The following is a 13927-nucleotide window of genomic DNA, read 5'->3' as shown; positions in this document are numbered from 1 at the left end:
CAATTCGGAAGTTTTATACATACAAAGGTTAGTTCTATGAACTAACCTTTGCTATTTCTCTATTTATTTTTTTAGAGAAGCTTCGTATTCTTTATACTCTTTATCTGTAGCTGGCACTTTAATTTCACCGGCTGTAATTTTCTTTTCAAGCTCTTCTACTTTTGTTAAAATTTCAGGGTTAACTTTTTTCACGTTATCAGTTGTTTTTGAAATACCAATACCGTCATCTTTTAAGCCAAACTCTTCAATTTTCCCACCTTTTAAATTCCCATCTTTTGCTTCTTTAGCTACTTTTTCTACAGCTACATCAACACGTTTAATCATTGAAGTTAATGTTACATTTTCAGGCATACCTTCTTGATGTTGGTCACGGTCAACACCGATTACCCAAACATTTTCACCTTTTTTCTTACGGTTTTTCGCTTCTGTGAACACACCGTTACCTGTACCACCAGCAGCATGATAAATTACGTCTACGCCTTGACCATACATTGCTGAGGCAAGAACTGTACCTTTTTCAGGCTTATCGAATGCTTCTGCATATTCAGATACGATTTCAATGTTTGGATTTACTGCCTTTGCACCAGCTTTAAATCCATTTTCAAATTTACTAATTAAATCACTTTTCATTCCACCAACAAATCCTACTTTATTCGATTTTGTTGACATAGCTGCTACCGCACCTACAAGGAATGATCCTTCATGATCTTTAAACGTAATGCTCGTTACGTTCGGTGCATCTACAACAGTATCTACGATTGCAAATTGTTGTTTTGACGATTCTTTTGCTACTTCTTTAATTGCACCTTCTAATTTATAACCAATTCCGAATGTTAAATCATATTTATCTTTTGAGAATTTTTTTAAATTCGGAATATAATCAGCTTCTTTTTCAGACTGAAGGTAACGATAATTTGTCTTTTCTTTTAAACCATTATCTTTACCAAACTTTTGTAACCCTTCCCAAGAAGATTGGTTAAATGACTTATCATCAACGCCCCCAACATCCGTTACGAGACCAACCTTGAAGTCTTTATTGTCTTTCGTGTCTTTCTTGTCACTGCTCGCCTTATCCGAGTTACCACATGCACCTAAAACTGTACTTGCTGCTAATGTTAATGATAATAAAAGGCCTGCTTTTTTCTTCATACTAGAAACCCCTCCAAAAATGATATATATTTATTTATTCTTACGCTGCTGTTCCTTACTTCTTGCTGTCACCTCCCTAAAAAGGAATTTACCTACATACGCTTTCTTAATACGTGGAAGCTAAATTTATCAGCTCTAAAGTAATTGATAGAATATAAGATTGGCTCATCATTTTGATCATAGTGCATTTGTTTTAATACAAGCAGTGCTGTTTCAGGCTCACATTCTAAAATCGGTGAGATTTTAGGGTGATAGCCAATTGGCTCAATGTGGGCAACCGCATATGTTATGCGCTTATGTGTGTTATTATGTATCACCGTTAATAATGATTCCTCATTGTAACCCGATAAATCTGGCAATATTTCTTTTGCAAGTTTATCGATACAATACACAACAGGTTCCCCATCTGCTGTACGTACGCGTTCAATCATCACTGCATTAAAACCATCTTCACTATTAAACTTCTCTTTTTCCTCTTCTGTTAAAGTTGTAGTAGATGATGATAAAAAGATTGTTCCTGGTGTTTTCCCCACACTAGAAATCATATCTGTAATACTAGAAAGTTGTTCTATTCCAGAAGAAAATAATGGCTTTGCATTTACAAATGTCCCTACACCATGTCTACGAATGACAACATTTTCTTCTTCTAAAATACGCAACGCTTCCCTTAAAGTCGCTCTACTTACGCCAAGTTCTTTCGCTAAATCAAACTCTGATGGTAACTTTTGTCGTTCTTTATAAGCCCCATCTTTAATTTTTTCTTTGATGTGATCAATCACCCGTAGATATAGGTGACGACTATCGGATTTTACTGACATAAGACTCCCCCGCATTTCAATTATTCGACCTCTGATGTAAGACTTCTTTTCTCTTTTTTCAACTTACAACATAGTACAAATGACTAAACACCAAAATAAGCGTAATTGTCGAATAAATAATAATAATTTTTTTTAATGAAATTTTCACTCTTTATTGCATAAAAAAAACTTTGCACCATAAACATTCCTCATTTCGAGAAAAAGTTCGGCACAAAGATCCTTTACATCCTTTGTTACACACTTTTCCCCTCATAGTCTAGCAATTCATGGTTGCCAGGTAGAAACTTATGGACCTTATCTCCAAGATTATATGAGGCAGTGATTCTTTTCGAAGTAATCTTACCACTTGCTCTCATACGTGTCAACAAAATCTAACATTTTTCTGCATTAAATATCGAACATTTACATAAAACATACTCAAAGTATTCGTATTCTAAAGAGCACTCCTGAATGTAAGCCCTTTCTTTATTACTGAGTATAGTATATAACAAAAACACTATATAAAAAAGCCTAATTGTAAAAACAATTAGGCTTTTTTTAAGAACTTTTTTCTTGTACATCATTAATGAGCACTTCTCTCGGTTTACTACCTTCATATGGACCTACTACACCATTCATTTCCATTGCATCAATTAGGCGAGCAGCTCGCGTATAACCTACTCTAAACCTACGTTGTAACATAGAAACAGATGCTGTTTGCATTTCCACTACAAGTTGAACCGCTTCATCATATAATTCATCTTCTACTTCCTGCTTCGTATCAGGAACATCTTGCGGAATCATATCTTCTTGATATTGTGCTTTTTGCTGTCCAATAACATATTCTACAACTCTCTCAACTTCATCATCTGATAAAAATGCGCCTTGTACACGTACAGGTTTCGATGCACCAATTGGTATAAACAGCATGTCTCCACGACCTAGTAGCTTCTCTGCACCACCACCGTCAAGAATTGTACGAGAATCTGTTTGAGAAGATACAGCGAATGCAATACGTGATGGAATATTTGCTTTAATAACACCCGTAATAACGTCAACTGACGGACGTTGCGTTGCAATAATTAAATGAATACCAGCAGCACGAGCCATTTGCGCTAGACGCATAATCGCATCCTCTACATCAGACGAAGCAACCATCATTAAATCTGCTAACTCGTCCACAATTACTACAATATAAGGTAATTCGGGTTGTTTCGCTTCTGATTGACTATTATGCTCTTTTATATAATCGTTGTATCCTTCAATGTTACGTGTACCACTATGAGCAAACAATTCATAACGACGTTCCATTTCACTCACAACTTTTTTCAATGCTTGCGATGCTTTTTTCGGATCAGTTACAACTGGCGTTAACAAATGAGGCACACCGTTATATACATTTAACTCTACCATTTTCGGGTCAATCATCATTAATTTTACCTCATGTGGTTTTGCACGCATTAAAATACTAACAATAATACCGTTAATACATACACTTTTCCCGCTACCTGTCGCACCAGCTACGAGTAAATGGGGCATTTTATTTAGACGGGCTAATACAGCTTCACCTGTAATATCTCGGCCAAGACCAATTAACAACTTCTCTTCCGGATGGTTATTAGCCTTAGAATCAAGCACTTCCCTCAGTGTTACCATCGAAACTTCTGAGTTCGGAACTTCGATCCCTACAGCTGATTTCCCGGGAATTGGCGCTTCAATACGAATGTCCTTTGCAGCTAAAGCAAGGGCTAAATCATCACTTAAACTGACAATTTTGCTTACCTTTACCCCCATATCAGGATACACTTCATATTTTGTAACTGCAGGACCTCTATGTACTTTTGTTACTTTCGCTTTCACTCCGAAACTTTGGAATGTACGTTCTAATTTACGAGCATTCTCATAAATTTCCGCATTTTCATTTGTAACTTGCTTATTCTTTGGAAATTTTAATATATCAAGTGAAGGAAGCTTGTAATCTTTATTTTCTACATTTGAAAATTGCATAGGAGGTGCTTGCGCTTCACTCTCTAACGATTCAACAATTTTTTCTCCACGCTTTTTCTTTGGTTCTTCAATTGGCGGAGTCTCTTCAATAAACGGTGAAGTGATCAAATCTTCTTCCTCTACTTCGATTCGTTTATCCTCTTCTTCATTTACAGGATAATTCTCAGTGAAATTCGAAATAATCGGAGGATCAATTGAGATTTCTTCCATCGGCTCAATAATTTCTTCTTGTTCTGCAGCACGTTTGCTTCTTGTGCTTCTTGTTGTTTTTTTCTTTTCTGTTTGTTCAGCCGTTCTTTTAGCTCTCCAATCTTTATAATCCCCTTGCATCACTTGAAATTGACTTCTAAGAATTCTACCAACTGGCGCTAACACTTCTCCAATATGCTTATTTGTTATACAAAGTATACCGAGAATAACTAGAATAATACCAATGATATAAGCTCCTACTTCGTCAAATAAGAAGTAACATGTTGCGAACATAAGCGCACCAAACATACCACCACCTAAATGAACGCTATCTGGCCCCTTTTTCATTTCAAGAAAGAAGTTATCTTTCGTACTCACAATAACAGAAGTATTTTGCACTGCTCCATCTTTTGTAAGAAGGTTAAATAATGTAATATGACTAAACATTAATATCGCCAATACAATTAAATAAAATCCAATTAATCGTTTATTTAAAAGGTTCGGCCATCCGCGTTTTATAACAAAGGAAACCGATAAAGCTATTACACCTAACACACCAATTATGTACCACTCACCAAAGAAGAAGCGAAAAAATAACACAAACGATTTTCCTACAACGCCTAGCTGTAAAATCGTAATGATTGAAAGTGCAAAAAGAGTTAAACCGACAATTTCATAATACAAAGTTGGCTTTATCGTACGCCTTGCCTTTGCCTTCGTCCCTCTTTGCTTTTGTTTTGCCATTTCTTCACCTCGCGTTCTACATATAAATAAAGCTCCCCTCAAAATGCTCTATTTATATGTCTGTTTTCTCTATTTTTCAGGTCTTTATATCTTCTATTTTTACACTTCTTGTAAAATGCTAAATAAACAGAAGAAAGCAGCCTACTCATGGCTGCTCAACCGTCTTGTTTTTTATATTATACCATAGCTTCTAAACAAAATCCTTCTTTTTGCTAAAAGGTTATTTTCTGACCGGGCTCAAACTCTAAATAGTGAAGTGGGTCCGTACTTAGCACACGTACAATAGAATAACATCCATGTCCCTCTTCAGAAACCATTAATTCCACACCATTTATATTTACAACTTTTTGACTTTCACATTGTGAATAATCGGCCGGATACACAAGTTGCTCTGGCATAATTGTATATAAAATCATTGTAGCATTGTCCCTTCTGTACTATCTTCTGCGCGAACATCTATTAATTCGTTTAATTTTCGAATTGCATTTCCAATACCGCCGACATCATCTATAAGACCGTACTTTACTGCATCCCCACCAATTACATTCGTCCCAATATCTCGCGTTAAATTTCCTTTCGCAAACATAAGCTCTTTAAAACGATCTTCTGTTACTTTCGAGTGCTTCGTCACAAAACGAATGACTCTTTCTTGCATCTTATCCAAATACTCAAATGTTTGTGGCACACCTATGACAAGACCTGTTAAACGAATTGGATGAATTGTCATCGTCGCAGTTTCCGCAATAAACGAATAGTCAGTAGAAACAGCAATCGGTACACCGATGGAATGTCCCCCACCTAAAACTAGAGATACTGTTGGTTTTGAAAGTGAAGCTACCATTTCAGAAATTGCTAGCCCAGCTTCAACGTCACCTCCAACCGTATTTAATATTAAAAGCAAACCTTCAATTTTCGGATTTTGTTCAATCGCAACAATTTGCGGAATGATATGCTCATATTTTGTTGTTTTATTTTGCGGTGGTAATTGAACATGACCTTCCACTTGTCCGATAATCGTTAAACAATGAATACGTGATTCATTCATCTGTGGTACATTTGTCTGTCCAAGCTGTTGAATTTTTTCAACTATTGAAGCCTCTTTTCCAGCTTCTTTTGGCTCAGCTTCTTTTTCTTCATTTGTATATCGATCACGCTCTGTCATTTCGCATCCCCTTTCACTCGTATATAACTATTATTTCTTAAGTTATAAATTTCATTCGATAGGGTTAAAAAGAAAAAAGATCACCCATAAGGGTGATCTTTTTATACTTCCATAATAATCGGTAAAATCATAGGTTTTCTCTTTGTCTCTTCGTACAAGAACTGTCCTAATAATTCACGAATATTTTGTTTTAACATTGACCATTCAATTGAATATTCTTTAATTGACTGCTCAACAATCATACGTACAATCTCTGTAGATCGTTCAATTAACGCTTCTGATTCACGAACATATACGAAACCACGTGAAATGATTTCTGGACCAGAGATAATTTTCTTTTCATCTTTACCAAGCGTTACAACAACTACTAGTATTCCATCTTGAGATAACATCTTTCTATCTCGAAGAACGATATTACCAACGTCACCTACACCTAATCCATCAATTAAAACATTACCAGCTTGTACTTTACCGACTAAGTTCGCTTCATCGTCACCAAAAGCAATTACATCGCCTTTTTCTACGATAAAGATATTTTCTCTTGTAATACCTACATCTTCAGCTAAATATGCATGTGCTTTTTGCATACGGAACTCACCATGTACGGGTACAAAGTACTTTGGTTTCATTAAATTTAACATTAATTTTAATTCTTCTTGGCTACCGTGACCTGACACGTGAACTTTTCGTTCGCCGTAATAAACAACTTCAGCTCCAGCTCTAAATAACAAATCAATAATTTTTGATACAGATATTTCATTACCCGGAATTGGCGAAGCAGCAATGATAACAGTATCACCTTTACGAATTGAAATTTGTTTATGTGCTTGTTTTGCCATTCTAGATAGAGCAGCCATCGGTTCACCTTGACTACCTGTCGTTAAAATAGCTACCTTCTTCTCTGGAAAGTTGTCTACTTCTTGTAATGAAATAACCATACCTTCTGGAACATCTAAATAACCAAGACGTCTTGCAATGTCTACTACTTTCACCATACTACGTCCTACTACCGCTACTTTTCGCCCTGTTTCAGCAGCTGCATCAAATACTTGTTGAATACGATGTACATTCGATGCAAATGAAGCAACGATAATACGACCTTCTGCGCCGTAGAACACTTTAGAGATTTCTACACCAACTTCTTTTTCTGAACCTGTATAGCCTGGGCGCTCTGCGTTTGTACTATCAGATAATAAGCAAAGTACGCCTTCATTTCCGATTTGCGCCATTTTCCCAAGGTCTGCTCCACTATTTCCAATTGGAGTTTGATCGAATTTAAAGTCTCCCGTATATACGACTGCACCTTTTGATGTATGGAAACAAACGCCAACAGAATCCGGAATACTATGTGTCGTTCCGAAGAATGACACCGTTGTAGTGTTAAATTCTACTGTTGAATTTGAATCGATTGTTTTTAGGTCTACACGGCCTAACATGCCCGCTTCACCAAGTTTTTCTTGTATAAGTCCTACTGTTAATTTCGTTGCATAGACTGGAATAGATAATTTACGAAGTACATACACAATTCCACCAATATGATCTTCATGACCGTGAGTAATAAATAAACCTTTTACTCGCTCTTGATTTTCCACTAAATATGTAATATCAGGAATAACGATATCAATTCCAAACATTTCATCTCCCGGGAACATTAACCCTGCATCTACGATAAAGATTTCAGAATCAATTTCAACACAGTACATGTTTTTCCCGATTTCACCTACTCCACCAAGAGCAAATACTTTAACAGACTCATTCTCTTTTCTCTTCATGTTGTTGCCTGGTTTAAAAATCTTGCAAACACTGATTTCACTAAAATTGCAGAGACACCAGGGGAAACTCTACAACCACCATATTTTCACCGTCCAAGACGAATGTCCTTACCGTTATGCGATATCATGTCCTTGTTTATTTTTTAAACCAGGTTTCACCTCTCTTTCATTATATAAATCAAATATCTTATTCGATATGATATGAAAATTTAATTAAATTATAATTTTTCCCAATTTTGCTAAGCATACCCGTACTAAGCTACTTAGCCATATTATACCTGATACAAGAAATAGAACACAAGTTAAATCGTGCGAAAGAAAGAGTAAAAGAACGGAATGACAACAAAAGTATCGAACGTATTTCCTTTATATTTACTTCGATTTTATACTCCATATTATTTTGAAGAACTAGCCATACATACGCTAAATTCATTTCATAATAGGGAGTTTCAAGATTTATTTTTCTAGAATCCAACAAAAACACTTACAAAATGGAGTTTTTTTATGAATTACGTCAAATTTGAGGGGATTTCTCTAAAAACAAACACCGTAGTTTATTACGTTTATTCCATAATATCTATCATTTTTCGACTCAGTTAAAGGGGTACGATTATTTTCTTATACACATAATGAAGAAGCGATTAATATTCTTATAAGAACACATATAAGTGAGAAAAAGAGGAAAAGATTTGCATATAATAAAAAATGACCTAGTTCTACACTAGGTCATTTTTTATTAACGAGGGATAGATTGCATTACAGATTGTAACGTTACTCTTTCTTCTTCTGTTAATGGAAGAAGTGGTAAACGTACAGAACCTACATCTAATCCAACCATTTGTAACGCTGTTTTTACTGGAGTTGGACTTGGCGCCATAAATAATGAATCAGTTACTCTTACAAGTAATTGATGTAATTTTTGTGCCTTCTTAAATTCTCCTGCTTGAAATGCTGTAATCATTTCTTGCATTTCGTTTCCGATAACATGAGATGCTACCGAAACGATACCTTTCGCTCCAACTGCCATAGCTGGTAACGTTAAACCGTCATCACCGCTGTATACCGCAAAGTCGTCCGCTGTTTTTTCAATGATTTCTGTCATTGTTAACACATCGCCGCCGGCATCTTTAATAGCAACAATGTTTTCTATTTCTGATAAACGAACAACTGTATCAACGGAGATTTGTACAATAGATCGTCCCGGAACGTTATATAGCATAACCGGAAGCGGCGTACTTTCAGCAATTGCTTTAAAATGCTGATACATTCCTTCTTGACTCGGTTTGTTATAATACGGTGCTACTAGCATTACTGCATCCACACCAACTTCTGTTGCCTTTTTAGTTAAGTCAATAGAAGCATGCGTATTATTGCTACCTGTTCCAGCGATTACGGGCACTCTTTTATCGACAACAGATACGACATGGCGATATAACGCTACTTTCTCTTCTGAAGTTAATGTAGGAGATTCTCCTGTCGTTCCTCCTACCACGATTGCTGTTGTACCGTTATCAATTAAATAATTTACCAATTTCGTTGTCTTTGCAAAATCGATATTCCCGTTTATATCAAACGGTGTTACCATCGCGGTTGCAATTGTCCCAAAATCTATCATGGTCTCACTCCTTATTGTTCCAGTTGCTTTTCTTTTGAAAGCTCAAACGCACTATGTAATGCATTTACAGCCTCCACCAAATCAATTTCTTTTACAAGAACCCAAATTGTTGTATGACTATCTGCCGATTGCAGGATTTGAATACCTTTTTCTGCTAAAGCTGTAACGATTTTTGCAGTAACCCCTGGGATGCCTGCCATTCCAGCTCCAACGATAGATACTTTCGCACAATGTTCTGTCACAATTGGCTCATATCCAAGTTGTTTTAGCACTTCGACAGCACGAGCTGATACATTATCATTTACTGTGTAAGCTACACCAGTAGGAGAAATGTTAATTAAATCAACACTAATGCCTTCGTTTGCCATTTCTTTAAATACATGCTGCTGTATGTCGTATGCCGTTTCTTTTGCAAGTACTTTAATTTGCGTTACGTTCGATACGTGGGCAATACCTGTAACAGGACGTTCTTCTACATCCTGCCCTTTTGTAGCACCATCGTATGCTGCAATAAGAGTACCTTCACTTTCAGAATACGTAGAACGTACACGAAGTGGCACTTTTGCATGCATCGCAATTTCAACTGCACGTGGATGAACGACTTTCGCACCTTGATAAGCCATGTTACAAATTTCGTTATACGTTACAGTTTGAAGATGACGTGCATCTTTTACAATACGAGGATCCGCAGTCATAACACCTTCTACATCAGTGAATATATCGATATATTCAGCATGAAGTGCAACACCTAATGCTGAAGCTGAAGTATCACTACCTCCGCGTCCAAGTGTTGTCGTATCACCTTTTTTCGTTTGCCCTTGAAATCCTGTAACGACGATTACATCTACATTTTCTAACTCTTCATGTATACGATCGCAATTCATTTCAATAATCTTTGCATTCGTAAAGTCATCATTCGTTACAAAACCAGCTTGTGCACCATTTAATGCTGCTGCTTTTATACCGTTCTCATTCAACATATTAGAGAAAACAATTGCAGAGATTAACTCTCCGCATGATAATAATAAATCTTGCTCACGTTTAGAAATAGTAGATTCCTCTTGATTTACAAGACTTAATAACGTATCCGTTGCATATGGTTCACCTTTACGGCCCATAGCAGATACGACAGTAACTACTTTATAACCAGCAGCTAATGATTTTTTTATATGATGAAGCGCATGCTTACGTCCATTGTCATCACGTACTGATGTGCCACCAAATTTTTGAACAATTATTTTCATATTTTGCACCTTCTCTTAGCCGTTTACACTAATTGTAATTTTACTAAGCGCTCTGCAATTTGAACAGAATTCCATGCAGCGCCTTTTAATAAGTTATCAGATACGACCCAAAGATGGAATCCTTTATCGTTATTTAAATCTTTACGGATTCTTCCAACGAATACTTCGTTTTTACCTACTGCAGTAGCTGGCATTGGATATAACTGCTCTTCTGGATTATCTTGCAGAACAATACCTTCCGCATTTGCAAGTAAGCTCTTTAATTCTGCTACTGTTACGCCTTCTTTTTCTACTTCGATGTAAACAGACTCAGAGTGTCCTGATACAACTGGTAAACGTACACATGTTGCCGCTACTTCTAATTCAGGCATATGCATAATTTTTTTCGTTTCGTTAATCATTTTCATTTCTTCAAACGTAAATCCATTATCTTGGAATTTATCAATCTGTGGAATCGCATTAAAAGCAATTGGGAAATGCTTCTTATCACCTGATACAGGAAGAACATTTGCCTTAACTTCTTCGCCATTTAAGATTGCTTGTGATTGTTCATGCAGTTCTTCAATAGCTGCCGCACCAGCACCTGATACAGCTTGATATGTGGAAACGATTACTCGTTTTAAACCATATTGCTGACGAACTGGCTCAAGAGCTACTACCATTTGAATTGTAGAACAGTTTGGATTTGCAATAATACCATTATGTTCTTTTAAGTCGTTTTCATTTACTTCAGGTACAACAAGTGGCACGTTTTCTGTCATACGGAATGCACTTGTATTATCAACAACAATCGCACCGCGTTTTGCTGCTTCTGGCGCTAATTGTTTCGATACAGATCCACCAGCACTAAATAGTGCGATATCTACTCCTTCAAAGCTTTCAGGAGTTGCCTCTTGAACTGTAAATTCTTCGCCTTTAAATACAAGTTTCTTACCTGCAGATCGTTTAGATGAAAGTAACGTTAATTTCCCGATTGGAAATTCTCGTTTCTCTAAAGTATTTAACATTTGTTCACCAACTGCGCCGGTTGCTCCAACTACAGCGACATGAAAAGTTTTTTGCTTTTCCATCACTATGCCCCTTTCTAGATACCAATCCTTCTATAACTTAGAATCAGAAGGAGTATACAATACCCCTTCTGATCTTAATAACGTTAATTTTATCATATTCTACAGTAAGAATGATGGTTTCATCAAAAATTGTCCGTTTTTTTTCGTTTTTTAATTCATATATCTGAATTTTTCTACGACCACCGGTTGCAATTGCTTCCCTTGCAGCGCTTCTAACACTGTATCTTCCAGCAGCTCCATGCGAGCTACCATTGAGTTCGGTTTTTTCTCTGGTGCATCTTGGCCGAATGGGACGAAGTAGATGTTTTTTGTTGCCATTAGGCGCATGAGATTTACTCCATTAAGCCCTAGAGCATCATTCGTCGAAACAGCCAATACGACAGGCTTGCCATTTCTTAACGTCGCTTTCGCTGCCATTAATACTGGAGAGTCTGTCATTGCATTTGCAAATTTACTCATAGAATTCCCTGTTAGTGGTGCAATTACCATACAATCTAGTGGAATTTTAGGTCCTAGTGGTTCTGCACCAACGATTGAATTAATTGCTTTAAAACCTGTTATTTCTTCAATCTTCTTAATCCACTCTGCTCCTTCTCCAAATCTAGTATTTGTTGATTGAACAGTGTAAGAAACAACAGGACGTACTTCTGCTCCCTCAGCAATTAATTTTTCTAAATGAGGCATTACTTCTTCGTACGTACAATGTGAACCTGTAAATCCGAAACCAATTCGTTTCCCCTTCAAACTCATTTCTTTTCCTCCTCCTTTGCAATTGCATCTGCTGCTAATAACTGAGAAAGAACATTTGCTAAAATTTGCCCAGCCGTTTTTGGGGCAACAATACCTGGTAATCCAGGTGCTAGCAATGCTTTGACTCCTCTTTTTTCCGCATATCTAAAGTCAGTACCGCCTGGTTTAGAAGCTAAATCAATCACTAACGTATGAGCTGGCATTTTTGCAATAACATTCGCTGTTACAACGAGATGCGGAATCGTATTAATTACAATATCGATATTTCCTACTTCTTTCTCTATGTCTTGCATATGAAAAGGAGAAAACATCATTTCTGTAATACGTGCAATATGTTCAGATCGTCTTGCTCCAACTTTGACATGGGCTCCTAATGATTGAAATGCTCTCGCAACACTCATTCCTGTTCTCCCAAATCCTAGAACCATTACATTGGACCCATGAATTGTATAGTCGGTATGTTGAATTACCATCATTAATGTACCTTCTACCGTTGGAATAGAATTGTATATTGCTACATCATCACGATCAAATAATTTAACAAGTTTTCGATTCGTAGTAGATACGAGATTTTCCAAGTAAGGTGTACCAATACCTGAATATATAGTAAAGTGTTCTGGTGTATTTTCAATTTGTTCTTTCGTTATTGAAACTTTTTCATTTGAAAAAATAGTATCTACTTCTCCTTTGGCATTTGTACCGGCAACCGGCAAAATAATTGCGTCTACAGAAGTGAAATCTAAATTTTGTATACTTTCTTTTGCTGCCCCTGTGAAACCATGATCTAACTGATCAAAACCTATCAAAGAAAGTTTCGCATCCAATTCAACTAGCTTACGAATTACTTCTAGCTGCCTTGCATCTCCTCCTATGACAGCAATATGCATCTCAGTCAACATTCCCTAATTCACCTTCTTTTTCTGTCATTTATAAGAAAAGTGCCTACTTTTTCTTTTTCCTCCACATCATATGTAATGTACGAGTTTATGGTGATTGAAAATCCAAATGCACATATGATTTATCAGGTTTCTATGTAGATACAAAAAAAGATGACCAAAATGGCCATCCTTCACTCCGAATTTGAACGATCTATACTATCACAAAGAAGCATATCGTGTCCGACTTTCTTTATTTGACTCCATGCCACTCTTACTTCTTGTGGTTCCTTTTTAAAACCTCCCCACTTCCCTACAGGTATTATAAGTGTTTGTATTTGTCCGTCTTTCTCATTAATCTCTAAATCCATATAACCTAAGGCTCCCATTTTTTCCGCTTTTTCTATATCTACAACCTCTTTACCGCTTAATTCACTTAATCGCATACTCACTCCACTCCCCTACTAAATTTTTCATTTGCATTGTCTATAATTAGTACCTATTCTATATGTATAAAAAAAATAACCTTCTCTCATTTAAAAAGAGAGAAGGT

Annotated in this window: 12 protein-coding genes and 1 riboswitch; all 12 genes read right to left on the bottom strand. The window is 36.5% G+C overall.

What is annotated here, in order from left to right; genetic code table 11:
• Window positions 1-63: 63 nt before the first annotated feature.
• Window positions 64-1149: a BMP family ABC transporter substrate-binding protein gene (locus AU379_RS05390; protein ID WP_000725771.1), complete on the bottom strand. Its 1086-nt coding sequence runs from the start codon at window positions 1147-1149 to the stop codon at window positions 64-66.
• A gap of 92 nt (window positions 1150-1241) precedes the next feature.
• On the bottom strand, window positions 1242-1967 hold the full coding sequence (locus AU379_RS05385; protein WP_000114182.1) for a GntR family transcriptional regulator: 726 nt from the start codon (window positions 1965-1967) through the stop codon (window positions 1242-1244).
• Between the two features lie 232 nt (window positions 1968-2199).
• A riboswitch (purine riboswitch) is annotated at window positions 2200-2301 on the bottom strand.
• A gap of 203 nt (window positions 2302-2504) precedes the next feature.
• On the bottom strand, window positions 2505-4886 hold the full coding sequence (locus AU379_RS05380) for a DNA translocase FtsK (RefSeq protein ID WP_001118776.1): 2382 nt from the start codon (window positions 4884-4886) through the stop codon (window positions 2505-2507).
• 212 nt (window positions 4887-5098) lie between these two features.
• Window positions 5099-5302 carry a YlzJ-like family protein gene (locus AU379_RS05375; protein ID WP_000605029.1) on the bottom strand — a complete coding sequence of 68 codons (204 nt, stop codon included), beginning with the start codon at window positions 5300-5302 and terminating at the stop codon, window positions 5099-5101.
• Window positions 5299-6048 (bottom strand): translocation-enhancing protein TepA, encoded by a 750-nt coding sequence (tepA, locus tag AU379_RS05370; protein ID WP_000139806.1) that lies wholly within the window; start codon window positions 6046-6048, stop codon window positions 5299-5301. Before tepA ends, AU379_RS05375 begins: the two co-directional genes overlap by 4 nt.
• A 101-nt stretch (window positions 6049-6149) precedes the next feature.
• Window positions 6150-7820: a ribonuclease J gene (locus tag AU379_RS05365; protein WP_000823096.1), complete on the bottom strand. Its 1671-nt coding sequence runs from the start codon at window positions 7818-7820 to the stop codon at window positions 6150-6152.
• Between the two features lie 736 nt (window positions 7821-8556).
• Window positions 8557-9435 (bottom strand): 4-hydroxy-tetrahydrodipicolinate synthase, encoded by an 879-nt coding sequence (dapA, locus tag AU379_RS05360; RefSeq protein WP_000564763.1) that lies wholly within the window; start codon window positions 9433-9435, stop codon window positions 8557-8559.
• Window positions 9436-9446: 11 nt separating this feature from the next.
• Window positions 9447-10679 carry an aspartate kinase gene (dapG, locus tag AU379_RS05355; protein WP_000692453.1) on the bottom strand — a complete coding sequence of 411 codons (1233 nt, stop codon included), beginning with the start codon at window positions 10677-10679 and terminating at the stop codon, window positions 9447-9449.
• Between the two features lie 23 nt (window positions 10680-10702).
• Complete coding sequence (gene asd / locus AU379_RS05350) at window positions 10703-11749, bottom strand: aspartate-semialdehyde dehydrogenase (RefSeq protein ID WP_000414846.1); 1047 nt, start codon at window positions 11747-11749, stop codon at window positions 10703-10705.
• Between the two features lie 150 nt (window positions 11750-11899).
• Complete coding sequence (dpaB, locus tag AU379_RS05345) at window positions 11900-12499, bottom strand: dipicolinate synthase subunit B (protein ID WP_000053596.1); 600 nt, start codon at window positions 12497-12499, stop codon at window positions 11900-11902.
• On the bottom strand, window positions 12496-13398 hold the full coding sequence (dpaA, locus tag AU379_RS05340) for a dipicolinic acid synthetase subunit A (protein WP_000954735.1): 903 nt from the start codon (window positions 13396-13398) through the stop codon (window positions 12496-12498). Before dpaA ends, dpaB begins: the two co-directional genes overlap by 4 nt.
• A 170-nt stretch (window positions 13399-13568) precedes the next feature.
• Window positions 13569-13820, bottom strand: coding sequence for a YlmC/YmxH family sporulation protein (locus AU379_RS05335; RefSeq protein ID WP_001239756.1), 252 nt, complete (start codon window positions 13818-13820; stop codon window positions 13569-13571).
• Between the last annotated feature and the right edge of the window lie 107 nt (window positions 13821-13927).

Source organism: Bacillus sp. JH7, assembly GCF_001563515.1.
Classification (GTDB): Bacteria; Bacillota; Bacilli; order Bacillales; family Bacillaceae_G; genus Bacillus_A; species Bacillus_A cereus.
This window is presented reverse-complemented; position numbering and strand designations above follow the sequence as displayed.